The organism is Flavobacterium sp., from assembly GCF_043780635.1.
Classification (GTDB): Bacteria; Bacteroidota; Bacteroidia; order Flavobacteriales; family Flavobacteriaceae; genus Flavobacterium.
This window is the reverse complement of record NZ_JAYWCK010000167.1, coordinates 1-25,500: the sequence shown is the minus strand read 5'-3', so window position 1 is coordinate 25,500 and position 25,500 is coordinate 1. Positions and strand designations below refer to the sequence as shown.

The following is a 25,500-nucleotide window of genomic DNA, read 5'->3' as shown; positions in this document are numbered from 1 at the left end:
ATATTGGCGGTTTAGCGACTTCAAGATACTGAATTTCAGTATCTTGACCAATATTTATTCAATTTATTTTACTTTAAATAATTGCACCCAACGGGTTAGTAGATAGTAAGTTATTACCCGAAAAAAAGTATAAATACAGCGATTTTACTTTTATGATTTTAAAAGAATATCTTGAAAAATCAACTTATAAAAAATTGGATGTTTTGGTTCAGGATAATTTTTTTAAATCTTTAGGAATGAATAATTCCCTTTTTAATCCTTTGAAAACAAAAAACAAAAGTGATATAGCACCTACTGAAATAGACAATTATTATAGACATCAAACCTTGCAAGGCTATGTTCACGATCAAGGAGCTGCTATTGAAGGTGGAGTACAAGGACATGCAGGATTGTTTTCTAATGCCATGGATATTGCAAAAATGATGCAAATGTATTTGCAAAAGGGAAACTATGGAAACATTCAATATTTTTCATCAAAAACCTTTGATGAGTTCAACACTTGTTATTTATGTGCCAACCGCAATATAAGAGGTCTAGGATTTAATAAACCTCGAGGTATAGATAATCCTACATCAAAATCAGCTTCGGATAAAAGTTTTGGACATACAGGATTTACTGGAACAATGGCTTGGGCAGACCCAGAAACAGAGACCGTTTATGTTTTTCTTTCGAACAGAACGTATCCAGGAGTTATCGAAAATAAATTAGTTAAAGGAAAAATAAGGGAGCAAATACAAGAAGTTATTTACGATGCAATTATAAAATAGATTTGAATTTAAAAATCAATTTTCCACAAACCCATTTCTATTTTGCCTAAATTCGTATTTTTAAAATATTTTCATGAAAATAGCAATTGTTTGTTACCCAACTTTTGGTGGAAGCGGTGTTGTCGCTACAGAATTAGGACTTGAGTTGGCTCGTCGTGGTCACGAAATTCACTTTATTACCTACAGTCAGCCTGTACGATTAGCATTGTTGAATCCAAACGTGCATTATCACGAAGTAAATGTTCCTGAATATCCTCTGTTTCACTTTCAGCCTTATGAATTGGCTTTATCGAGTAAATTAGTTGATATGGTGAAGTTGTATAAAATAGAATTACTTCACGTTCATTATGCTATTCCACATGCTTATGCAGGTTATATGGCAAAGCAAATGCTCAAAGATGAAGGCATAAATCTCCCAATGATAACTACTCTTCACGGAACTGATATTACCTTAGTGGGAAACCATCCTTTCTATAAAACTGCAGTAACATTCAGCATCAACAAATCTGATTTTGTAACTTCTGTTTCCCAAAGTTTGAAAGAAGACACGCTTAAATTATTCAATATTAAAAATGAAATTCAGGTAATTCCTAATTTTATTGAATTGCATAAAAATAGTGTAGATCCGAGTATTTCTTGCCGTCGTTCAGTTATGGCTAATGAAAATGAACGGATTATAACCCACATCAGTAATTTTAGAAAGGTCAAAAGAATACCTGATGTAATTAAAATATTTCATAAAATTCAACAACAAATTCCTGCCAAATTAATGATGGTAGGTGATGGACCCGAAAAAGAAAAAGCGGAATATTTATGTAAGGAATTAGGTATATTGGACAAAGTGATTTTTTTTGGAAACAGTAATGAAATTGACAAAATATTGAGTTATACGGATTTGTTTCTTTTGCCATCAGAGACCGAAAGTTTTGGTCTTGCCGCATTGGAAGCAATGGCTTGGAGTGTTCCCGTAATTTCGAGTAATTCCGGGGGTTTGCCCGAAGTTAATTTTGATGGAGTTTCAGGATATTTGAGCGATGTAGGCAATACTGATGAAATGGCCGAAAATGCCTTACGAATTTTGAAAGACAACACCACTTTAAATAAGTTTAAAGAAAATGCGTTATCAGTTGCAAAGCAATTTGACATTAAAAACATATTACCTTTATATGAGGAGCTATATCTTAAAGCAATAAATAAATTTTCATGAAATCGCCACTAAAAACAAATTTGCGAAAGCAAATACTAATAAATAACAAGGCGATACCATATATGACCAATGAAAAATCAAAATCCGCATATATGAAAAAAGTAATTCTGTTATTGCTCACTTTAATTCTAGTTTCTTGTGGAGCTTCATCTACAAAAAGTTCAGGAACCAAGCCATTATATGAAGTGTTGACTCAACAAGTGGATGGTGGTGCCAGTATTCGGTTTTTTGAAATTTTAACAGAGCAAAAAGAAATTGCAATGTTGCAAAACGATGAAAAATTAAAAAACAAAATTAAACCAAGCGATATTCAAACTTCAAATTTTATTGTCTTGAATATGGGAGAAAAAACATCCAATGGTTACAAAATAAACATTGAAAGTGCTGTAGAAACGGATAAAAACATAATTGTAACAATTAAAGAAATCTCGCCTGAACCTAGTGCTGTATCCACGCAAGAAATTACTACTCCATATTGTGTAGTCAAAATTAATTCTAAAAAAGAGATTATCATTAAATAAAAAACTCCACTATTACTAGCGGAGTTTTTACAATGAAATAAATATTTTAGAATCTGTATCTAACGCCCAAAGCAATATCAGAACTATAACTATTTTCATAATAACCATTACCACCAAGTTCAGGTCTAAAATCAAGTGACAGTTGTAACGGGAAATCAAAATTGTATTCGATTCCTACATCACCAGCGGCAAAAGCAAACACCCCATTGTCATTAACTCCATTATAATCGCTGTTATAACTTCCAAAACCTCCACCAACACCGGCATACCAGTTGAATCCTCCATCAATATTCCAAACCCACTGGTACAAACCTGCCAATTTTATGGCATCGTCATTACCATAATAACCATTATTATAATAATTACTTCTGTTTCTCCAGCCTAAATCCAGTTCAAGGCGGTTACTGTTTGACAATCCTCTTTGATACGAAACTTCGGCACCAAAACCGTCATTATCTCCCAATCGAAGACCTATTGCGTTTTTTGAAATGTCTTGTGCCTGTGCGGTAAACGCTAATCCCATTAGCATAATTGCCGATAAAATGATTTTTTTCATAAATAAATATTTGTAATTAATAAAGATATAACTGCTGACAGGCGAAAAAATTATATTGCAATTCAAAAAAATAATAATAATTGCTACATTTTTTTGAATAGTTGCAGTAATAAAATGGCAGTCACAATGCAAATAAATCTATTTTAAAACTTTCAAAATGCCAACAAATTATCAATAGCTTTTTAAAACTTCATACTTTAAACGATTAAACTTTGAACTAAAATATTATATTTGTTCAAAACTAATTATAATGGCAGGAAATAGCTACGGAACCCTATTTAGAATAACAACTTTTGGAGAATCACACGGAGAAGCTTTAGGCGGAATAATTGACGGTTGTCCTTCCGGAATTACCTTAGATTTAGATGCCATTCAATCTGAAATGTCTAGGAGAAAACCCGGTCAATCCGCTATAGTTACACAGCGTAAAGAACCAGACGATGTGCAATTTCTGTCTGGAATTTTCGAAGGAAAAACTACTGGAACACCTATCGGTTTCATTATCCCAAATACCAATCAAAAATCAGACGATTACTCACATATTAAAGACAATTATAGACCTAGTCATGCTGATTATGTGTATGAGAAAAAATATGGTTTTCGAGATTATCGTGGCGGTGGACGAAGTTCTGCTCGCGAAACGGCAAGTAGAGTGGTGGCTGGAGCCATTGCAAAACAAATGTTGCCAACAATTAAAATCAACGCTTTTGTTTCTTCTGTTGGCCCAATATTTTTAGAAAAACCATACCAGGATTTAGACTTTTCAAAAACTGAAAACAATCCTGTTCGTTGTCCTGATGAAGAATCTGCCATCAAAATGGAAGAATATATTCGTGTTATAAAAAAGCAAGGAGATACAGTAGGAGGAACCGTGACTTGCGTAATTCAAAATGTTCCAATTGGTTTGGGCGAACCTGTTTTTGACAAACTTCACGCTGAATTGGGTAAAGCAATGCTTTCTATAAATGCAGTAAAAGGTTTCGAATTCGGAAGTGGTTTTTGTGGTGCAAAAATGAAAGGTAGTGAGCACAATGATTTATACAATCCTGACGGAACCACTAAAACAAATCTTTCAGGAGGAATTCAAGGAGGAATTAGTAATGGAATGGATATATACTTCAGAGTAGCTTTCAAACCTGTGGCAACAATTATGCAAAAACAGGATTCTTTGGACAATAAAGGAAATATCACTGAGATGACCGGAAAAGGGCGTCACGATCCTTGTGTCGTGCCACGTGCGGTTCCTATTGTTGAAGCAATGGCGGCCATTGTTCTTGCCGATTTTTATTTAATTAACAAAACTTATTCTCCTAATTTTTAGGAGCTATTTCCTGCTATTCGTTTCAATCTTTTCCCACGCTAAAAAGCGTAAAAAAAGGATTTCCACTTCAAACGAAGTTCACTGAACTCCGATAAAAGTAGAAAATAAGTGAAGTAATCAGGGCTAAAAAAATAACCAACCAGAATGAAACCAACAGAAACCAAAAAATCATCCTTATTAGGAAATCTTACTGTTCAAATTCTTATAGCCATGTTGCTTGGAGCAATATTGGGTATTTATATTCATAACAATTATGATGTTACTTTTGCCAAAGAATTTAGCGACAAGGTAAAAATATTGGCAACTGTTTTTATTCGCTTGGTTCAAATGATCATAGCGCCATTAGTATTTACAACATTAGTAGTTGGAATTGCTAAATTGGGTGATATCAAAACAGTAGGAAGGGTAGGTGGAAAAGCTTTAGGATGGTTTTTTAGTGCTTCATTTATTTCGCTTTTAATAGGCATGTTTTGGGTAAATATTTTGAAGCCTGGTGTTGGATTAAATTTATTAAACATTGATTTAACTTCCGCTGCAGAGGTAACAGGAAATACACACAGTTTCTCTGCTCAAAACTTTATAGAACATATTTTTCCTAAAAGTATTTTTGAAGCCTTGGCAAATAATGAAATCCTGCAAATCGTAATTTTCTCCATCTTTTTTGGATTAGCAGCAGCCTCTATTGGCAGTTTTGCAAAACCAGTTATCAATGCGTTAGATAAAACTTCTCATATAGTTCTAAAAATGGTGAATTATGTAATGAAGTTTGCACCACTAGGTGTTTTTGGAGCAATTGCAGGTGTTTTTGCTATAAAAGACCTAAATGAATTAGTATTAACCTACATTAAATTTTTTGGTTCTTTCCTAGTAGGAATTGGATCTTTATGGATTTTTCTTATAGCAGTAGGATTTATTTTTCTTGGGAAAAGAATGAAAACTTTGTTAGTCCATATTGTTAGTCCATTGATAATTGCATTTGGTACAACAAGTAGTGAAGCAGTTTTCCCAAAACTCACTGAAGAACTGGAACGTTTTGGTATAAAAGATAAAATCGTTTCTTTTATGTTACCATTGGGATATTCTTTCAATTTAGACGGAAGTATGATGTATATGACTTTTGCCAGTTTATTTATAGCTCAAGCTTACGGAATCCATTTAGATATGGGAACTCAAATGACGATGCTTTTAGTCTTGATGCTTACAAGCAAAGGAATTGCAGGAGTTCCAAGAGCAAGTTTAGTGGTTGTGGCTGCCACTTGCGGGATGTTTAAAATTCCAATTGAAGGGATTGCTTTGATCCTGCCAATTGATCATTTCTGCGATATGTTTAGAAGTGCCACTAATGTTTTGGGCAATGCTTTGGCGACCTCAGTAGTAGGAAAATGGGAAGGCGAAGATGATTCTCCTTCTGAATAAATAAAACATCAAAATATAAATTATTATAAACCTATTCGACTATTTGAATAGGTTTTTTTGTCAAATTTTAATAAACGAAGTTTTTTTAGATTACAGGATTTTTTTTACTCTTATATTTTAGAGAAATAACCTATAAAAATCTCTTTTTTATCGTTTTAATAAATATTTATAATGTATATTTGAATCGATTTTAACTAGTTATGCATCCAATTCGAATTGTATTATTGCTATTATTATTCCTGAGCCCTTTCAGTAATTACTCTTTTGCACAAACAAAGACGCCTTCTAAAGAAGAAATTAAAAAAACAGCTAAACTAGCAGTGAAATACCTGCATGAGGGCAATTATGAAAAATCATTATCAGCGGCTAGAGAAAGTTTACATTACGCCACAATCATAAAAGACGATGATATTATAGCTGCTTCATATAATGTAATTGCTGCAAATCTTGAAGAATTGTCTGAATTTGAGAAAGCAATTTTCTATTATAAAAAAGGCTTGACTTATGCCAATAAAACCAATAATAATAAAATAAAAAACTGGATAAATAATAATTTGGGGAATGTGTATTGTTTTGAAAAAAAACAATATGAAACAGGAATACACTATTATAAAAAATCCCTTGAATATAGCCAAAAGGCAGCAGATACAAGCCGAATAGTTTTTACAAAACTTAATATTACCTGGGCTTATTTTGATATTGGTTCATTTAAAGAAGGGTTTCCATATTTGCAATATATTAATAAATACCACCCAAAATTTGGCGATGAATCAACTATTGTCGCATTAAATATGCTTAATGGGATGTATTATAGTTACATAGGTGAAAATAAAAAAGCAGAATCTTATTTTTTGACTGCTATAAAATTGGGAACCGTAGGAAATGAAAAATCGGATTTATCTTTTTCACATCAGGAGTATTCTAAGTTTTTAATAAAAAAAGGAGATTATAAGCAGGCATATGAAAACTTAACTCTTTACAATAAACTTACTGATGAAATTTATAAAGAAGATAAAATTAAGAAAGCGAATGTAGCTGGAATTAATCTCGAATTAGACGAATACAAAAGAGAAATTGATAAAGTTGAAACTGAAAAAAATTTACAGTATCAAAGTTTGAGGAAATCAAAAATTATTGTGTTTTTGGTTGTCATTGCATTATTAGTGGTATTGCTTTTCTTTTATTCCCTTTATAAAAACTATAATTTTAAGAAAAAGGCAAATCACGATCTTACTGTTGCCAATGAAGAATTACTTATTGCAAAAGATAAAGCCGAAGAAGCTTCCTATGCAAAAACTCAATTTGTATCAACCATTAGTCATGAGTTGAGAACGCCTTTATATGGAGTTGTAGGAATCACAAATATGTTGTTAGACGAGCACAAAGAACTTGCAAATAGTCCACATTTGAGTTCGCTTAAATTTTCGGCTCGCTATTTATTGTCGCTTGTAAATGATATTCTTCAGATTAATAAAATTGAAGAAAACAGAATTGTTCTTGAAAACTTAACGTTCAATGTCTCAGATGAGATAAACATGGTTAAGAATTCGCTCTCTTTTATTTCACAAAGTCATAATAATAAAATAAAGTCAAAAATTGACCCGACAATTCCTGAATATTTAATTGGCGATAAATTACGACTTGCCCAAATACTTATGAATTTAATTAGTAATGCATTGAAATTTACAAAAAACGGAGAAGTGATTGTAAGTGCTAATTTGGTTAAAGTTGAAGATAAATCTCATTTTATTGAATTTGAAATATCAGATAATGGTATAGGAATAGCTCCTGCTGACCAAGATAAAATTTTTGAAAAATTTGTACAAGTTGGAAGAATAGAGAATGATTATCAAGGAACTGGTCTTGGTTTAGCAATTGTGAAGCGATTATTAGAATTGTTTAAAAGTGAAATTTCACTCGAAAGCCAGATTGGAATTGGAACGACATTCATGTTTACTATAGCTTTTGATTATGACCCCAATAAAACCAAAGATATAATCAACAATATAAAGGTGGATTTAAGTTCAGGCCAAATATTTAAAATATTGGTAGTAGAAGATAACAAGATTAACCAAATGGTAACTAAGAAAATCATTGAAAAAAATAATTGCAGTTGTTTTCTTGTTGATGATGGATTCCAAGCTATAGAAATTTTAAATAAGGAAGATTTTGACGTTATTTTAATGGATATTAATATGCCATTAATAAGTGGTTTTGAAACTACGAGACAAATTCGTCTCAAAGGAATTAAAACACCAATTATTGCTTTAACGGCATTCGCAAAAGATGAAATTACAGAGGAGGCTCTTTCTGCTGGGATGAATGATATTATTATAAAACCTTTCGAAACCTTAAAGTTATTTCAAGTCATTAATGATCAGATTAAAAAAACAAAAAACGCTGTTATTTGACAGCGCTTTTTGTTTGTAATTAAATAGAAGTTGATAATACATTTCTATTTAATAGGAATGGTTTTTAAAGCTCTTTTTTTAGCACCTTCTTTTTTTCCAACAACTACGTGAAGAATTCCATCTTTGTAATTCGCTTCTATTTTGTTTTCATCAATGGTGTCAGGCAAACTAAAAGTTCTATTGAAGGTATGATAATTAAATTCTTTTCTGATGTAGTTTTCTTTTTTTTCTTCTTTTTCAACTTCTTTTTCTGAAGAAATCATTAAAATATCATTATCGATTTCAACTTTGAAGTCTTCTCTTTTCATTCCAGGAGCTGCCATTTCAACTTCAATTTTAGTATCAGTTTCTTTTAAATTCACCGAAGGTAAGTTGCTGCCTAAAGCTGCAAAATTTCTGTCAGTCAAATAAAATAAATCTTTTGTAATAAAATCATCGAAAAAATTGCTGACTAATTTACTTTCCACTGTAGGGAAAATGCTGTCTCTTTTAACTAAAGTTTTCATAATGTAAAGTATTAAATTGTTGAATTTTAACTCCCATAAAGTTAGCAAAAACTAGTTGAAAACGGAATTGATATAACAAATAATTAACACTTAAAATGCTGATAATAAGAAACTTAGTAATAAAAAAAAGTTTAAATTTATTTTTTTTTTAATAATACTATACGGAAATTAATTAGCTGTTAATACCAGCGCTTTTTATTTTGTTTGGAGACCTCGGATTTCCTTGATTTGTGTGCTCCACCGCTTCGGTTTGAATTTTTATGGGCAGCCGCAGGAGCTGTTTCCGGACTTCCGGAATGCCAAGGATATGGATGATCGTTTACTGTTTTTACATCCACTTTTATTAATTTTTGAATGTCTTTCCAGTATTGATGTTCGTCTTTGCTGCAAAAAGAAATGGCGACACCTTCATTTCCTGCGCGACCTGTTCTTCCAATTCGGTGAACGTAGGTTTCAGGAATATTGGGTAAATCAAAATTGATTACAAACGGCAATTGGTCAATATCAATTCCACGAGCTGCAATATCTGTCGCTACAAGAACCCCAATTTCCTTGTTCTTAAAAGCATCAAGAACGCGTTGTCTTGCATTCTGTGATTTGTCTCCGTGAATGGCTTCGGCAGGAATATCTTTCTTTCGCAATGCTTTAACTACATTATCTGCGCCGTGTTTTGTTCTGGAAAAAACCAATACATCTGATAAATTTTCATTTTTTATCAAATGATACAACAGGTTTCTTTTTTCGGTTTTTTCGACGAAATAAACGCGTTGTTCTACATTTTCGGCGGTTGAAGATACTGGAGAAACTTCCACTTTTTCAGGATCTTTCAAAAACATTTCGGCTAATTCTCGAATAGCGATTGGCATTGTTGCCGAGAATAATAATGTTTGCCTGTTTTTTGGCGTAAGCTTTACAATTTTTTTGACGTCGTTTATGAATCCCATATCCAGCATTTGGTCTGCTTCATCAAGAACCAAGGTGTGTAAATGGTCTAGATCTATAAAACCTTGTTTGTGCAAATCAAGTAATCTTCCCGGTGTTGCAACCAGGACATCAACTCCTTTTCTCAGTGCGTCCACCTGAGGAACTTGGGAAACGCCACCAAAAATGGTCAGTTGAGTCAAATTAGTATACTTGCCATAAGTGTCAAAACTTTGTCCAATTTGTACAGCTAATTCTCGAGTTGGAGTCACTATTAACGCCCGAATTTCTTTGGCTTTTTTTGATGAACCTACTATTCGGTGTAGTTGATGTATGATTGGAATGGCAAATGCAGCCGTTTTTCCTGTTCCTGTTTGTGCACAACCTATTAAGTCTCTTCCTGCTAAAACCAGCGGAATGGATTGTTCCTGAATAGGGGTTGGGCTTATATAGCCTTCTTCAAATACGGCTCTTTGTATACTTTTTGAAAGTGATAAATCTTCGAATAACATATTTTTGTATTAAATATCATGTAATAAGTACATAGATAGTTTTGCAAAGATAGGATTAAAATTTTTGATGGAAATTAGTTGCCAATTTTTGGCTATCAAAAAAACAAGAATAAAGTATTATGAAGGTTCAATACTATTGTGCGATTTTATAAAATCAGTCACTAAATATCCTATGAGTTTACCAATTAAATGGTTGTTTTTTTCTTCTCCAAGGTCAGGAGCACCTTCGCAAATATGTAAATAAGATGCATTTTTGTTTTTGCCGAAATAAGTAACAAACTGACGTAATTCTTCAATAGAAAAGCCACTTAAAGTCATTGCACTGCTTTCAATATTTGGAATTGCATCAAGATCAATTTCAATTCCATAAGAATCATTTTGAATAAATTCTAGAGCATGAATGAGTTCCTGATTGAAGTTTTTTTCTTTTCGAATATTAATGCTATCGTAAGTATTGTATCGAACTCGATCTTCAATTTTTTTGATAATATCTAGGACGCTTTTGGATGTATAATTTTCGTGTAAACCAAAAATGAAATATTTTTTCAAAAAACCTTCTTCATAAGCATATGAAAAACCATTTCCGCTATGACGTCCTTCTAGAATTCTAAAATCTGAATGAGCATCAAAATTTATTGCATTAATAGATTTTCCTTTAGCAAGTGCAGTTCCTTTTATGTTTCCGTATGAATTGTTGTGACCACCACCTATTATTATTGGGGTCTTCCCGGAATTTATGATAGTAAAAATAATGTGTGAAACTTCTTTGTCAATTTTTTCTACGAGTTGGCTCAGTTTTGTCCGATCATTGACATTGTTAAAATTCAAATGCTCCACATCTTTCATTTCCTCACAAACGTCTAATTTTCCTAAAACAAGAATTTGGCTCCCTTTGCAAAAGCGATTATGTTGAATATTGGCAATACTTCCTATGGCACTATCCCAAGCTGATGCTGTTCCGGGTCTGCCATAATTTGCTCTGACGCCTATATCTTCAGGGATCCCAAATAACACATATTTTGCCTCCGAAGTTTTTAAAAAAGAAGCAGGATCTATTCCTTTTGGAATAGTCATCATTTTCTCGCCAAATTTTATTTCGCCACTTCTGTGGTTCGTTACTTTTGCAAGGTCAATAATTGTAAAAGGGATGAGTTTTTCCATAAAAATATATAATCCCCAAATATAATATAATTGTCGAGAATACGTTATTAGGTCATATTATATTATTAAATTTGTATAAAAATATTAAAAAATGGAAGAGCAACAAAATAATTCAAGTTCAAGTCTAAAGGTAATTATTGCCATTTTAGCAATCCTATTATTAGGAAGTTTGTTTTATATTTATAAAATGACCACAGATGCCAAAACTGTTCAAACAGAATTGACAAAAACACTTTCTGAAAAAGAATTGGTGATGAAAGATTTGCAGGAGTTAAAAACCACCTATGATGCAGCAATTGCTGAGAATACCTCAATGTCCGATGAATTAATTAAAGAAAGAGACAAAGTTGTAAACTTGATAAATCAGGTAGATAAATCAAAAGGTGATGTGTCAAAATACAGATCACAATATGGTAAGTTAGAAAGTAATATGAAAGTTTTAATGGCTGAAAATGAAGGCTTGAAAAAACAAAATACAGTTTTAACTACTCAACGCGATAGCACTGTTGTTGTATTAGGAGAGACTAAAAAGAATGTTGAAGCATTAACAGGTCAAAATGAAGAACTAGCAAAAGTTGTTGAAAAAGGTTCAAAATTGACTGTTTTAAATACAAAAGGTTCAGCTTTCAAACTAAAAAGTTCCGGAAAACAAATTGAAACAGATAAAGCTGGTAGAGCAAATGTTCTTAGAATTAGCTTCACGATTGCCGAAAATCAAATCGCAAAATCTGGTGATAAAGCATATTATGTTCAAGTAATTGACAGCAAGAGCAATGTTTTGGGAGAGAAACAAACGGTATCATTTGGTGAAAAATCATTGACATATAGTTTTATTACTAACGTGAAATATGAAAATAAAACAGTTCAAGTTTCACAAGACTTGCCAGGGAAAGACTTTGCAAAAGGAACTTACTTTGTGAATGTTTTTGATCAGGACCAATTGGTTTCTAAAACAAGTTTTACTTTGAAATAATAATTCAGGAATTATATAGGAAAGAGGAGCGAAGGTTCCTCTTTTTTTTATACAATAAATTTGCCTTCAATAAACACCATATCTATTAGATTAGATCCAAAAGCATAAGGCAGTTGATAATAAGAAGTAATAGGTTTTGTAATTATAAAATTGGCTTTCTTCCCAATGGTGATGCTTCCGTGAGTTTCTGAAATTCCCATTGCATAAGCTCCATTTATAGTGGCAGCATTTATTGCTTCTTCTGGAGTCATTTTCATTTTGATACAAGCCGTAGAAACCACAAAATTCATATTTCCAGATGGAGTTGAACCGGGGTTAAAATCAGTTGCGAGTGCTAATGGTAAACCTTTCTCCATCATTTCTCGTGCTGGAGTATATGAAATTCCTAGAAAATAGGAGCAAGAAGGCAAGGCCACAGGCATTGTATCCGTATTTTTCAAGGCTTCAATATCTTCTGGATTCATTACTTCGAGATGGTCAACAGAAAGAGCATTGTATTTTATTCCTGCTTGAATTCCTCCAATAGAATTGAATTGGTTGACGTGTATTTTTGGTTTTAAACCAAAACGGATTCCGGCTTCCATAATCTGTTCCGTTTCGGTAGCGGTAAAATAACCGGTTTCGCAAAATACATCTATAAAGTCTGCCAATTTGTTTTTGGCAATTTCAGGAAGCATTTGGTCAATAATTAAATCAATGTATCCTTTTCTATTTGTCGAATATTCTAAAGGAATAGCGTGTGCGCCAAGAAATGTGGCTTTTATTGTAATTGGGTAATTTTTAGATAATCTTTTGATAACCCGAAGAATTTTCAATTCGCCTTCAAGGGTGAGTCCATATCCTGATTTTACTTCGACAGCTCCAGTTCCCAAACGCATTATTTCTTCAAGCCGGACTTTGGATTGGTTGTAAAGCTCTTCTTCGGAAGTTTCGTTGAGTTTTTTTGCCGAATTCAGGATACCGCCGCCACGATTGGCAATTTCTTCATAGGAAAGTCCATTGATTCGGTCCACAAATTCCTGCTCTCGATTTCCTGCATAAACGATATGAGTATGTGAATCACACCAAGCAGGCAGCACCATTTTTCCATCGACATCAATACATTTTTCTGGATTTATATCTCCTGGTACATCTTCCATAGAACCAAAATCAGAAATTAGTCCGTTTTCAATGACTAAATAAGCATTTTTGATTGTGGGAAGAACTGCCATTGCATCACCGGAAACTTTCAAAATTGAGGCGTCTCGCACTTGAAGTAATTCCTTGATGTTGATGATTAGCGTTTTCATTTTTATGAAAATTATTCTGAAACCTTGATTTCAAACATTTTGTCCCAGTTTTTACCAGTTACAAAAATGGTTTTAGTTTTTGGATTGTAAGCAATTCCGTTTAAAAAATCGCTAGGTCCAGCATTAATTAATTTTCTTAAACCAGACATATCCAAAACTCCTTCAACAGCACCAGTCTTTGGGTCAACAACTGCAATTGCCTCTTTCTCCCAAACATTTGTGTAGATTTTACCATTAATCCATTCGAGTTCATTTATAGCTTTTATTTTAGAACTCCCTAAATAAACATTTACATAATCAATCATTTTTTGAGTCTCTGGATCCATTCTCCAAATTTTCTCGGTTTTGTCAGTTTGATAAATATATTTTCCGTCATTAGTCATTCCCCAACCTTCAATATCTTTGCCGTAAGTGAAGGTTTTTTCTAACTTCCAAGTGTCTGCATTATAAATAAAACCGGTTTTATTTTGCCAAGTCAGTTGAAATATTTTATTGTTTATGAAGGTGATTCCTTCTCCAAAATACTGTGAGTCAAGGTCAATTTGTTTGAAAATTTTTCCTGTTTTATAATCGTATTTTCTTAAATAAGATTTGCAATTAATCCCTGAACTTGTAGTGCCAGAACCTGTGCTTTCATACAAAGTGTCTTTATAAAATTCCAAACCTTCAGTAAAAGAACCAGTATCGTGCGGATGGGTATTTACAATTGTATATTTTAATAATTTTGGTTCTACATTCGAAACCAATTCAATTCGTGATGTGGCTTCTGAATTTTCTCCGTCAAAATATACTACTGCTTTCAGGTTTTGATAGCCTAACCGTTGGTTTTTTAATTCAAAAGGAAGTTTTTCAAGCCCTTTTTTTGAACCAATTTTAGTATCGTTAACAAAGTACGCAACACTGTCAATGGTTTTCGTATTTGGGTTTAAAATTCCCAATTCTAAAGCTTCCTGCGACTGATATTGTTCCTTATATTTCGAATCATCGAAAGTAAATAAAGTATTTTCACCTTTTTTTGCACCTCCGCAATTAGCCAAAGTGATTCCTAATAAAATGATAAATAGGAAGTTATAATTTTTCATAAATTAAAATTTTGATGATGCAATATACAACGATATTTTATAGGTGCAAAGCCCTTGTAAAAATATAAAATAGATTGTATATTTGCACCGGCAAGTCCTACACGACCAGCTCCTGCAAAATCCCCCAGGATGGGAACATAGCAAGGGTACGTGGTTGAGCGGTGCGATGTAGGTCGCTTGCCATTTTTTATTTCTTACAAAAGTAGTCTTCCTTTGGGAAGATTTTTTTATTTTTACCCAAATCTAAATTCAAAAAATGAACAAGGTAGTTTTGATTACAGGTGGTTCTTCAGGAATAGGAAAATCCATTGGCGAATTTTTGCACCATAAAGGCTATGTAGTTTATGGAACCAGCCGGAATCCGGAAAGAATTTTGAACTCGGTTTTTCCATTGGTAACATTGGATGTTCGAAATGCCGAATCAATTCATATGGCTGTGGCCAAAATCATTGCCACTTCAGGAAGATTGGATATTGTAATAAACAATGCAGGTGTTGGAATTACTGGTCCTTTGGAAGAAATTCCAACAACCGAAATCAGAAATAATTTTGAAACTAATTTCTTTGGTCCAATCGAAGTGATGAAAGCGGTCTTGCCACAAATGCGTAGTCAAAAATCAGGTTTAATCATCAATATAACATCCATTGCAGGCTATATGGGTTTGCCGTATCGCAGCGTTTACTCGGCTTCAAAAGGAGCTTTGGAATTAATCACCGAAGCCTTACGAATGGAAGTCAAATCTTTTGGAATCCAGATTACGAATGTAGCTCCGGGTGATTTTGCTACCAATATAGCTTCGGGACGTTTTCACGCGCCTTTAATCAAGGAATCAGCTTACGAAATTGCGTATGGGAATACATTGAAAATGATGGACGAACACGTGGATAGTGGCAGTAATCCGAATGAAATGGCAGAAGCTGTTTATCAAATTATTCAAAATCCAAACCCTAAAATTCACTATAAAGTAGGTGCTTTTATGCAGAAATTCTCGATTGTTTTAAAGCGAATTTTACCTGATAAAGTATATGAAAAAATGCTGATGAATCATTATAAATTGTAATTTTGCAGCTAATTTTAAACACACAATTAAACAATATAATATATGAAATTTTTTATTGACACAGCGAATTTAGCCCAAATTAAGGAAGCACAAGCATTAGGCGTTTTGGACGGCGTAACTACCAATCCATCATTGATGGCAAAGGAAGGAATTACTGGAAAAAACAACATTTTGAAACATTATGTTGACATCTGCAATAGTGTGGATGGCGACGTAAGTGCCGAGGTAAATGCGCTGGATTATGACGGAATGGTGAGAGAGGGAGAAGAATTAGCTGATTTACACGAACAAATTGTAGTTAAATTGCCTATGACTAAAGAGGGTGTTATGGCTGCAAAATATTTTTCGGATAAAGGAATTAAAACGAATGTAACCTTAGTGTTCTCGGCGGGTCAGGCTTTATTGGCTGCCAAAGCTGGTGCAACTTATGTTTCTCCATTTATTGGGCGTTTAGACGATGTTTCGACTGATGGTTTGGCTTTGATTGAAGAAATCAGATTAATCTATGATAACTATGGTTACGAAACTCAAATCCTTGCGGCTTCAGTGCGCCATACAATGCATATTGTAAACTGTGCTAAAATTGGTGCCGATGTAATGACTGGACCACTTTCGGCTATTTATGGTTTGTTGAAACACCCATTAACTGATATTGGTTTGGCACAATTTGTTGCTGATTTCGAAAAAGGAAATAAATAAAAACTGAATAAACAATGAGAAAACTAGCATTATCTATAGCATTCTTAATGACAAGTGTTATTATAAATGCCCAGGAAGCAAAAATAATAACAACGGTTAATGAGGCAGGTGATGTGGCAAGTTTTGAATTGGATTGTTCCAAAACATTTCCAACCTTAGCCAAAGGTTTAAAATATAATATCACACGTCATGAATTTAAGGGTGTTGAATTGAAAAACACCTACCATATAATGTTGGTTATGGATGGCTTTTTACCACAACTTTAAACAACAAGATGACTATTTCAGCAGTATTTAGTGATGGAACATCTGTTTCAGAAGTGGAAACTATTGAGGATGATGGTTATTTCGATGGAGCCTATACTCTAAAGCTAAACAGTCCTCCTGAGCTTGCATTGAATTTGGATTTAAAGCAAATTATAGTGCACGGAGACAAGGATGTGGTTTATACTATATCTGAACAGAAGAGCAAGGAATTTAGAAAGAACTTATATAACATAGTAAATGCAAAATAATTTCTTCTTATTCTGATTGAAGACATTTTGCTAACTAAAAATTGCAACCCACTAAATGTAGAATTTAGTGGGTTTTTTTATTGTTTTTGTGGGGTTTGGAGTATAGCCAAAATACTTTTTTAAAGATTACCCTAGTTTATCTCTTTTTTAAGTTTATGATTATGGCTAAATATGACATTTATCATTTTTATTACAATTTATAACCATTATCTTTGAGAATAATTAAATTATGATAGAGTAATCATATGTAAATTTATTGATATGGCAAAAGTAAAAGGAGCTATAGTTGTAGATACTCAAATATGCAAAGGCTGCGAAGTTTGCCTTCCTGTTTGTCAGGATAAGGTGATTGCTATGTCAAGCGAAGTCAACAGAAAAGGCTATCACTATGCTTATATGAAAAACCCCGAAGCTTGTAATGGTTGCACAAATTGTGGTATTGTATGTCCCGATAGAGCAATCACAGTGTATAGAGTGAAAGTTTCAACATAACCATTAAACCATTAGTATAATGTCAGAATTAAAATTAATGAAAGGGAATGAAGCATTAGCCGAAGCTGCGATAAGAGCCGGAGTTGATGCTTATTTTGGTTATCCAATTACGCCGCAAACTGAAATAATTGAATATTTAATGAACGAACGTCCTGAAAAACGAACAGGAATGGTCGTATTACAGGCAGAAAGCGAAATTGCAGCTATAAACATGGTTTATGGTGCCGCAAGTACTGGAAAAAAAGCACTGACCTCTTCTTCAAGCCCCGGTATTTCATTAAAACTGGAGGGAATTTCTTATTTGGCTGGAGCCGAATTGCCTGCGGTGATTGTAAATGTAGTGCGTGGTGGTCCCGGTTTAGGAACGATTCAGCCTTCTCAGGCGGACTATTTTCAGTCCGTAAAAGGCGGTGGACACGGTGATTATAAACTCTATGTTTTAGCACCGGCATCCGTTCAGGAAATGGCTGATTTTGTGGAAGATGCTTTCGATATTGCCTTTAAATATCGTGCTCCTGTATTGATTCTTTCTGATGGATTAATTGGTCAAATGATGGAAAAAGTAATTCTCAAAGATCAGAAACCACGATTGACTAATGAGGAATTAATCGAAAAATATGGAGATTGGGCAGTTACCGGTAAAAAAGGAAGGGAACGAAATATTATCACTTCTCTCGATTTACAATCCGAAAAAATGGAAGCCAGAGTGCATAGATTGCAAAAGAAATACGCACAAATGGAAAAAGAAGACTTGCGTTTTGAGAAAATTAACTGTGACGATGCCGAATACCTAATAGTTGCTTACGGTTCTAGTGCAAGAATTTCTCAAAAAGCGGTTGAATTGGCTAGAGCCAAAGGATTAAAAGTGGGTTTATTGCGACCTATAACATTGTTTCCTTATCCAAAACAAGAATTATTTGAATTAGCTGATCAGGTCAAAGGAATTTTGAGTGTGGAATTGAATGCAGGTCAAATGGTAGAAGATGTAAGACTTTCTGTAGAACACAAAGTGCCGGTGGAGCATTTTGGACGAACAGGTGGAATTATTCACACTCCAGAAGAAATTTTAGAAGCTTTAGAACAAAAAATCATCAATAATGGAAGCATTAGACATCATAAGACCAGAGAATCAAGTATTCTGTAAATCGCAATTAATGACGGACACACCCTTATCGTATTGTCCGGGTTGTGGTCACGGTACTGCCAATAATTTAATTATGGAAGTCATTGATGAAATGGGAATTTCAGAAGATACTATTGGTGTTGCTCCTGTTGGCTGTTCTGTTTTAGCGTATGATTTTATGAATATCGATATGACCCAAGCCGCTCACGGACGAGCACCTGCAGTAGCTACTGCTATTGTCAGAACCTGGCCGGAAAAATATGTATTTACTTATCAGGGAGATGGAGATTTAGCGGCTATTGGAACTGCCGAAACCATACATGCTTGTAACAGAGGCGAGAATATGGTCATCTTTTTTGTCAATAATGGTATTTATGGAATGACAGGCGGACAAATGGCACCAACAACTTTAGAAGGAATGAAATCATCCACTTCGCCTTATGGTCGTGAAATCGAAACTATGGGTTCACCATTAAAAATAACTGAATTAATTGCGAATCTTCCGGGAGTATATTCGGTAAGTCGACATGCGATTCATACCCATAAACATGCACGAAAAGCTAAAATAGCTATTAGACAGGCATTTGAAAATACACGATTAAAAAAAGGACTTTCATTTATTGAAATCCTTTCCAACTGCAATTCTGGATGGAAAATGACTCCTAATGATGCTAACATTTGGATGGAAGAAAACATGTTTCCTTACTTTCCTCTTGGTGATATAAAAGTAGAGGGTAAATTAAAACTATAAATAATGACTGAAGAAATTATTATCGCAGGTTTTGGTGGGCAGGGAGTGCTCTCAATGGGAAAAATATTAGCCTATTCCGGAATAATGCAAGATCAGGAAGTAAGCTGGATGCCTTCTTATGGACCTGAAATGCGCGGCGGTACAGCAAATGTTACAGTAATTTTAAGCGATGAAAGAATTAGTTCGCCCTATTTGAAAATAGTGGATACTGCAATTATTTTAAACCAACAATCGATGGATAAATTTGAGGAATCCGTGAAACCGGGAGGCATTTTAATTTATGATCCCAACGGAATTACCTTACATCCAACAAGAACAGACATTCAAATTTTCCAGATTGAAGGTACTAAATTAGCTTCGGAAATGGGAAATAAGAAAATCTTCAATATGGTCATTTTAGGTGGGTTCTTAAAAGAAAAACCTGTAGTGAAATTAGAAAATGTAATCGAAGGCCTAAAAAAATCTATCTCTGAACGCTACCATCACTTAATTCCTTTAAATCTGGAAGCGATTACAATGGGAATGAAAAATATCGTCCCTTATAAAGTTGCTGAACCTGTTTTGCAAAATTAAATCGTATTAAAAATCATTTTGAATTAGTAACCCATTGATTTTTTAGATAAGACCTATGAGTTTTTTTAGAACTTATAGGTCTCGAAGTATAGAATATCAAAGTTTCTTAACCATTATTGCAATAATTATATTCATCAAGTATTTTTTTTACACTATAGGGTGTAATTCATCCGTAAACTTTTTTCCTAATTAATATTACGGGGGCTAAACCACAGGCACCAATGCATCTTGAGTTGCTCAAAGAAAACTTTTAATCTTTTGTAGTTTCTTCCACTTTTTATGTCCAATAATATTCGAAATTCATGTTAAATTAATTCGTTTCCATTGAAGATTCCAGTTTTATTTGTTAATATTTTCTTTTTTTTATCACATTATGTTTTTCCTTTTAATTTTTTATTATGAATTGGCTTGCTCACAACAATTTTTTTAGCAAGAAAAAAAGCACTTAAATTATGGAATTAAGTATTTCATCGTTAATAGTTGTATTTTGGCAAAAAGTAAGGTTTAATATTTTACATTTCAAAAAAAACCTACTTTGAAAAAAATTACCCCGAATAATCTGTTGCTTTTATTTACTTTTCTCTTGTCTTTAGTTGCTTTTTCCCAAGCTGATCCAAAAATTTTTGTAACCTATGGAAATCCACCTATATTTATTGCCAATGGGGGAACTGTAAATTTTGGGTCTTCTACAGAAATTGAATTCACGATTAAAAACATTCCAGCTCAGGGTAATCCTTCATTGACTTTGGCAAATCCAGAAGTCACATTAAGTAATACAAATTTTGTTATTTCCTCTCCTGTTTCCCAATTCAATATTAAAAAGGGTGAAACTAGTGTGTTTAAAATAAGGAAAAATAATTTTGAATGTAATTCATCACCCTTATCTACTCTTGTAACCATAAATTCAAATGCCAATAATTATCGGGCCTTTACTTTTACAATAACCTTTACAAATGCACCTTCAATTTCTGTGCTGGGAGGTTCACCAACCCAACCTATTCCTAACGGGCAAATCGTTCCTACTTCAACTAATGGAACTTTATTTGGGACTATCGATGTGTTGAGTTCCTCTACAAGAAATTATGCGATTGTTAATACAGGTACTTGTCCTTTGACGCTTAATTCATTAACTTGTTTGACTTATAATCCTCAAACAGGATTAGCATCTCCCGATTTTGCAATAATTGCATTTATAACACCACTTGGAGTTCCTCTTACCATTCCTTATACTATTAATCCAGGAGTAACTGCAGTTTTAATGGTTAGATTTACTCCACAATCTACAGGTGTTAAAGAAGCTATTATTTCATTACCAAATAATGATGCGACGAAAAACCCATATACTTTTGTGATAAGTGGCGAGGCATATAACCCAACTATAACTGGCCCTGGTGGTATAAATGCAAATTTTAGACTTTGGCTAAAAGCCACTAGAGGAATTAACTTGGCTACAGGAACTAAAGTGCCACTTTGGAAAGATTTAGGGTCATTGGGAAAAGATGCTTCTCAAGTTACTTTGGCTAATCAACCTACATTTATTGATGCTGCAAATAGCAATATCAATTTTAATCCTGTAGTAAAGTTTGAAAATAACGGATCTACTCTTAATCAATTTATGTATAACATAGAAAATGGTTACTATACACAGGAAACGTTTATAGTAATGGAGCCTGATGGAGTATTTGGAGCCCCAATGACCATAATCTCTGGGACATCCGCTTCAAATCCTTTATATCCAGCAATTGCCAATGAGCATTCGGGAATCGGATTAGGCAATTTTTCTTCCCGCTTATCAAATGAAAAATTATGGTTTAACCAATTGCAGACAACAGATGTTCCATATTATTCTATAGCAGATGATTTAGGTGATTATTCCAAAGCGGGAATTATCAATGCTCGAAATAAAACCGCCACTGTTTCTGATGGAATCGATTTATTGTTTAATTCGAATAATGTCAGCACTCAAAATAGTATCAGTCCAAGTTTTACTTATACAAATTTGGGCTATAATGATGCTGGATTGTGGAAAGGTACTCCTTATAATATTGGCAAAAATTTAAATGACCCAACGTATGGTAATCTTAACGGTAGAGTGGCTGAAGTAATTTCGTATGCTTCTCGTGTTCCCGATGCTGATCGTTCCAAGATAGAAACTTATTTAGCCATAAAATATGGTATTACTTTAGGAGTAAACGGGACCAGTAAAAATTATGTTGATTCTGGAGGAAGCATTATATGGAACAGCACAAATAACGCAGGTTTTAACTATAATATTTCAGGTATTGGAAGAAACGTTGGTTCAGACTTATATCAAAAACAGTCTAAAAGTATTTATAATCCAAATGAAGTAACAATAGGTTTAGGTGTTATTGCTGCAACGAATATCGCAAATATTAATCAATTTAAAAAAGATCGCGATTTTTTAGTTTGGGGTTCTGATAATGGTACCTATACTGAAAGTGGTTCAAATACAACTACAATAAGTAATGGTGTAACCACTTCTACAACTAGAATCAACAAGAAATGGAAAATTGTCGAAACCAAAAATGATGTCGCGGGAGATGTGGAAAATGTTTTCATTGGTATTCCGTTAACAGCTTTCAGTGCATTTCCCAAACTTGCCAATGAAGAATATGCTTTAATTGTCAGCGATAATGCCAACTTTAGCGATGCAGATATTATTGATATAATTCCCTTGAAATCTGATGGGAACGGTAATCTTCAAACTTGGTATGATTTTGATGGAACAAAATATTTTACTTTTGGCAAGGCCCTAAAATTAGAAAGTAAAAGTTTAGCAAATATTACTTTTGCCGGAAATGATTTTTTAGTCGGTGAATATGCCTTAAACTTGAATAGTGGTTCTTTTACTGTAGGCTGTTGGATACGGAATGATGGTTCCAGCCTTACCAATAAAACAATTTTTGGTAAAGGAGCTAATTTGCAAGTAAGGGTAAACTCTGCCAATAAAATTGAAGCCTTATGGGATGGAGTCTCGCAGTTTACTTCAAGTACTGTTGTTGCAGACGGGAAATGGCATAATATTGTTGCGGTATATTATGTTGGTAGTGTGGATCTTTATATAGATGGAGTGGTGGAGACTTCAACGTTTAATCTTGAAAACCCAGATCCTAATTTTTCTAGATTTTCAATAGGAGGCATATATATTGATAAAAATAATATAATAGATCTATTTAGAGGTGAAATTGACCAGATTAATATTTGGGATTTGGCTTTGTCTTCAGACCAGATCAATTTCATGATGAATCAAGAAGTTGAAAAATATGCCGATAATAAAACAAACGGAAAAGTATTGCCACACTATATCTCCAGTAATTCAGTTAAAACAATTCTTTGGAGTAAATTAAGGGCTTATTATGATTTTAATTCTTTCTATGGCACTACTATAGAGGGTTTAACTGACGATCGTAATTTTTTGCGAATAAAATACTTGAATAAAAATAAAAATATTTTAAACACTCAAACAGCACCCTTACCTTATGAAACAGTTGCTGACGGAGAATGGAATGGAACTAATTCAGCAATTTGGAAAAATGGTTCCTTACAAACTTTACCGAATAGCAATTCTATAATAATTCAAACACCGCAACCAGTGGTAAATGGAAATATTGTTAAAATCGGACATAATGTAACATCAATTGAGAATAAAACCCTTTTGGGATTATTTGTAGAAGGCACTGATGCTTCAACCTACAAAACATTAACAGCCAATAATGATACCAAGGTACAAGTTTCACATTATTTAAAATTAGACGGTTTAATTGACTTAAAAGGCAAATCCCAATTACTACAAACCCTTAATAGTGAACTTGATCCAACGAGTATTGGTTTTATAAAGATAGACCAGCAGGGAACGGTTAACAAATATAATTATAATTATTGGTCCTCTCCTGTAGGGCCAATAAATGCAAGTACAAATAATAATAATTATTCGGTAAGTGATGTTTTTAAAGATGGTTCTACAACAACACCTCAAAATATAAATTGGGTAGGTGGTTATGATGGCAGTTCAACATCTCCTATAAGTATTGCCAGATATTGGTTATATAAATTTGAAAATGGATCAGAATATCCTGATTGGATACATTTTAATGAAACAGATGGAATTAGACCTTCGCAAGGATTTACCTTAAAAGGACCAAATGCTCCATCGTCTTCTCAAAATTATACTTTCAAAGGAAAGCCTTTTAATGGGTTAATAAATGGTAATTCTGTTTTACCTGATAATATATTTCTGGTAGGAAATCCTTACCCATCTGCTTTAGATGCTTCTAAATTTATTAAAGACAATATATCTATTGCTAATGGAGGTACTAATACAGAAAACGTAATCGATGGAACTCTTTATTTTTGGCAACATTCGCCAACAAATAACACCCATATTCTGGCTGGATATACAGGTGGATACGCAACATTAACATTAGCGGGTGGTGTAGATCCTCTTGTTCCGGTTGTCTCTCTTGTTCCAGTTGCTCCAGTGGAAATTAGTGGATTGGGAACAAGTAATAAATTGCCTTATCAATACATACCAGTTGGACAAGCTTTTTTTGTATCTGGGCCAGCTGGTAGTGGTATTTCTAAACCAATTATATTTAATAATAATCAGCGTGCTTTTGTTAAAGAGGATGCTAAAGACGATCTTCAAGCCCCAATTTCAAATACCTTATTTAAAAAAAGGCCTAATAATGGCAGTACTTCAAGTCATTTAAAAGACAATAGTAATGATGAGGTTTACAATAATTATAATACAAAAATCAGACTTGGTTTTAATTCTGCCAATAATTTTCACAGACAGTTATTAATAGGATTTATGAATGAGAATGCGACCGATGGTTTAAATATAGGATATGATGGATATCAAATAGATACACAATTAAATGATTTATATTTCTTGATTGATAATTCAGAATACACTATACAAGGTGTTGGCGAATTCGATAATAACAAAGTATATCCAATAGGAGTGACGACAAATATTACCGGAATTGTTAAACTTATGGTTGATGACACAGAATTTTTACCGTCAAATCAAAATATATATATTCATGATAAGGAAACGTCAATGTTTTATGATATTACCAAAAAAGCAGCAGAAATTAATCTGCCAGCAGGAACATATAATACTCGTTTTGAGTTAACTTTTAAAACAGATAATTCTTTAGGAATAGAAGAAAGTAAATTGCCAGAATCAATGCTATTGGTATACAATAAAGAGTTAAAAAAGAAATTGTTTATTAGTAAAAATCAATCAATAGTTATTAAAGAAGTTTCAATTTACAACATCAGCGGACAACAACTATTTATTATGAAGAAAATACCAGATCTTAAAACAATTGAAATACCTTTTAATGTTCAAGAAGGTACTTATGTCGTTAAAATTGTTACTGATAAAGGAGTAATAAGTAAAAAAGTATTGCAGCCTTAATCAACAATTTCTTATGATTTTTTTTCATATTTTATAAAGCTTTGCAGTTTTTCACTAACTATTTTTGACTATTAAACTGGAATAATAAAGTTACATTATTTATAACCCGTTGGGTGCAATTAAATTATTTGTGTTTTAATATTGTTTATTGGTCTTTCAAAAATAAATTTATTGATGAATTGCACCAAAGTTAATGCTG

The 25,500-nt window shown here is 33.2% G+C and carries 23 protein-coding genes and 1 other RNA gene; 17 read left to right on the top strand and 7 right to left on the bottom strand.

Annotated features, from left to right (window positions below; genetic code table 11):
- Positions 1–77: 77 nt before the first annotated feature.
- The 3 genes from ACH2BV_RS15210 (at position 78) to ACH2BV_RS15200 (ending at position 2,495) form a co-directional block, all read left to right on the top strand.
- Positions 78–767 (top strand): serine hydrolase domain-containing protein, encoded by a 690-nt coding sequence (locus ACH2BV_RS15210; RefSeq protein ID WP_395051636.1) that lies wholly within the window; start codon positions 78–80, stop codon positions 765–767.
- A 73-nt stretch (positions 768–840) separates the two neighbouring features.
- The gene (gene bshA / locus ACH2BV_RS15205; RefSeq protein ID WP_395051634.1) at positions 841–1,974 is read left to right on the top strand and encodes an N-acetyl-alpha-D-glucosaminyl L-malate synthase BshA; all 1,134 of its coding nucleotides are present in this window, start codon (positions 841–843) and stop codon (positions 1,972–1,974) included.
- Between the two features lie 92 nt (positions 1,975–2,066).
- Positions 2,067–2,495, top strand: a complete 429-nt coding sequence (locus tag ACH2BV_RS15200) for a protease complex subunit PrcB family protein (protein WP_395051633.1) — start codon at positions 2,067–2,069, stop codon at positions 2,493–2,495.
- Positions 2,496–2,541: 46 nt separating this feature from the next.
- Here ACH2BV_RS15200 and ACH2BV_RS15195 read toward each other — a convergent pair whose 3' ends face one another.
- The gene (locus ACH2BV_RS15195) at positions 2,542–3,051 is read right to left on the bottom strand and encodes an outer membrane protein (RefSeq protein WP_395051632.1); all 510 of its coding nucleotides are present in this window, start codon (positions 3,049–3,051) and stop codon (positions 2,542–2,544) included.
- Positions 3,052–3,301: 250 nt separating this feature from the next.
- Here ACH2BV_RS15195 and aroC point away from each other — a divergent pair, with 250 nt between their 5' ends.
- From aroC to ACH2BV_RS15180, 3 genes are all read left to right on the top strand, one after another.
- Entirely contained in the window at positions 3,302–4,372 is a 1,071-nt protein-coding gene (gene aroC / locus ACH2BV_RS15190) for a chorismate synthase (RefSeq protein ID WP_395051631.1), read from the top strand.
- A 144-nt stretch (positions 4,373–4,516) separates the two neighbouring features.
- Complete coding sequence (locus ACH2BV_RS15185; RefSeq protein ID WP_395051630.1) at positions 4,517–5,788, top strand: dicarboxylate/amino acid:cation symporter; 1,272 nt, start codon at positions 4,517–4,519, stop codon at positions 5,786–5,788.
- A gap of 200 nt (positions 5,789–5,988) precedes the next feature.
- Complete coding sequence (locus tag ACH2BV_RS15180) at positions 5,989–8,199, top strand: response regulator (RefSeq protein WP_395051629.1); 2,211 nt, start codon at positions 5,989–5,991, stop codon at positions 8,197–8,199.
- A gap of 44 nt (positions 8,200–8,243) precedes the next feature.
- On the opposite strand, the gene ACH2BV_RS15175 is transcribed toward ACH2BV_RS15180, so the two are convergent.
- The 3 genes from ACH2BV_RS15175 to ACH2BV_RS15165 form a co-directional block, all read right to left on the bottom strand.
- Complete coding sequence (locus ACH2BV_RS15175) at positions 8,244–8,705, bottom strand: Hsp20/alpha crystallin family protein (protein ID WP_395051628.1); 462 nt, start codon at positions 8,703–8,705, stop codon at positions 8,244–8,246.
- 179 nt (positions 8,706–8,884) lie between these two features.
- Complete coding sequence (locus ACH2BV_RS15170; RefSeq protein WP_395051627.1) at positions 8,885–10,138, bottom strand: DEAD/DEAH box helicase; 1,254 nt, start codon at positions 10,136–10,138, stop codon at positions 8,885–8,887.
- 117 nt (positions 10,139–10,255) lie between these two features.
- Entirely contained in the window at positions 10,256–11,299 is a 1,044-nt protein-coding gene (locus ACH2BV_RS15165) for a formimidoylglutamase (protein WP_395051626.1), read from the bottom strand.
- Between the two features lie 91 nt (positions 11,300–11,390).
- Between ACH2BV_RS15165 and ACH2BV_RS15160 the strand changes: the two genes are divergently transcribed.
- The gene (locus ACH2BV_RS15160; protein WP_395051625.1) at positions 11,391–12,272 is read left to right on the top strand and encodes a hypothetical protein; all 882 of its coding nucleotides are present in this window, start codon (positions 11,391–11,393) and stop codon (positions 12,270–12,272) included.
- Positions 12,273–12,319: 47 nt separating this feature from the next.
- Here ACH2BV_RS15160 and hutI read toward each other — a convergent pair whose 3' ends face one another.
- Both hutI and ACH2BV_RS15150 read right to left on the bottom strand, forming a co-directional pair.
- Positions 12,320–13,561, bottom strand: coding sequence for an imidazolonepropionase (hutI, locus tag ACH2BV_RS15155; RefSeq protein ID WP_395051624.1), 1,242 nt, complete (start codon positions 13,559–13,561; stop codon positions 12,320–12,322).
- An 11-nt stretch (positions 13,562–13,572) separates the two neighbouring features.
- On the bottom strand, positions 13,573–14,643 hold the full coding sequence (locus ACH2BV_RS15150; protein WP_395051623.1) for a glutaminyl-peptide cyclotransferase: 1,071 nt from the start codon (positions 14,641–14,643) through the stop codon (positions 13,573–13,575).
- Positions 14,644–14,731: 88 nt separating this feature from the next.
- Here ACH2BV_RS15150 and ffs point away from each other — a divergent pair.
- From ffs to ACH2BV_RS15105, 9 genes are all read left to right on the top strand, one after another.
- An RNA gene (gene ffs / locus ACH2BV_RS15145) (signal recognition particle sRNA small type) lies at positions 14,732–14,829 on the top strand.
- Positions 14,830–14,899: 70 nt separating this feature from the next.
- Complete coding sequence (locus ACH2BV_RS15140) at positions 14,900–15,703, top strand: SDR family oxidoreductase (protein WP_395051622.1); 804 nt, start codon at positions 14,900–14,902, stop codon at positions 15,701–15,703.
- Between the two features lie 42 nt (positions 15,704–15,745).
- A complete protein-coding gene (gene fsa, locus ACH2BV_RS15135; RefSeq protein ID WP_194311720.1) occupies positions 15,746–16,402 on the top strand; it encodes a fructose-6-phosphate aldolase in 657 nt (218 codons plus the stop codon).
- Between the two features lie 14 nt (positions 16,403–16,416).
- Positions 16,417–16,668: a hypothetical protein gene (locus tag ACH2BV_RS15130; RefSeq protein WP_395051621.1), complete on the top strand. Its 252-nt coding sequence runs from the start codon at positions 16,417–16,419 to the stop codon at positions 16,666–16,668.
- Between the two features lie 8 nt (positions 16,669–16,676).
- A complete protein-coding gene (locus ACH2BV_RS15125) occupies positions 16,677–16,916 on the top strand; it encodes a hypothetical protein (RefSeq protein WP_395051620.1) in 240 nt (79 codons plus the stop codon).
- Between the two features lie 261 nt (positions 16,917–17,177).
- Entirely contained in the window at positions 17,178–17,408 is a 231-nt protein-coding gene (locus ACH2BV_RS15120; RefSeq protein WP_395051619.1) for a ferredoxin family protein, read from the top strand.
- Between the two features lie 19 nt (positions 17,409–17,427).
- Positions 17,428–18,552 (top strand): 3-methyl-2-oxobutanoate dehydrogenase subunit VorB, encoded by a 1,125-nt coding sequence (locus tag ACH2BV_RS15115; RefSeq protein ID WP_395051618.1) that lies wholly within the window; start codon positions 17,428–17,430, stop codon positions 18,550–18,552.
- Entirely contained in the window at positions 18,506–19,282 is a 777-nt protein-coding gene (locus ACH2BV_RS15110) for a thiamine pyrophosphate-dependent enzyme (RefSeq protein ID WP_395051617.1), read from the top strand. Before ACH2BV_RS15115 ends, ACH2BV_RS15110 begins: the two co-directional genes overlap by 47 nt.
- 3 nt (positions 19,283–19,285) lie before the next feature.
- Positions 19,286–19,855 (top strand): 2-oxoacid:acceptor oxidoreductase family protein, encoded by a 570-nt coding sequence (locus ACH2BV_RS15105; RefSeq protein WP_395051616.1) that lies wholly within the window; start codon positions 19,286–19,288, stop codon positions 19,853–19,855.
- Positions 19,856–20,021: 166 nt separating this feature from the next.
- On the opposite strand, the gene ACH2BV_RS15100 is transcribed toward ACH2BV_RS15105, so the two are convergent.
- Positions 20,022–20,096: a hypothetical protein gene (locus ACH2BV_RS15100; protein WP_395051635.1), complete on the bottom strand. Its 75-nt coding sequence runs from the start codon at positions 20,094–20,096 to the stop codon at positions 20,022–20,024.
- A 294-nt stretch (positions 20,097–20,390) separates the two neighbouring features.
- Between ACH2BV_RS15100 and ACH2BV_RS15095 the strand changes: the two genes are divergently transcribed.
- Complete coding sequence (locus ACH2BV_RS15095; protein WP_395051615.1) at positions 20,391–25,301, top strand: LamG-like jellyroll fold domain-containing protein; 4,911 nt, start codon at positions 20,391–20,393, stop codon at positions 25,299–25,301.
- The last annotated feature ends 199 nt before the right edge of the window (positions 25,302–25,500 follow it).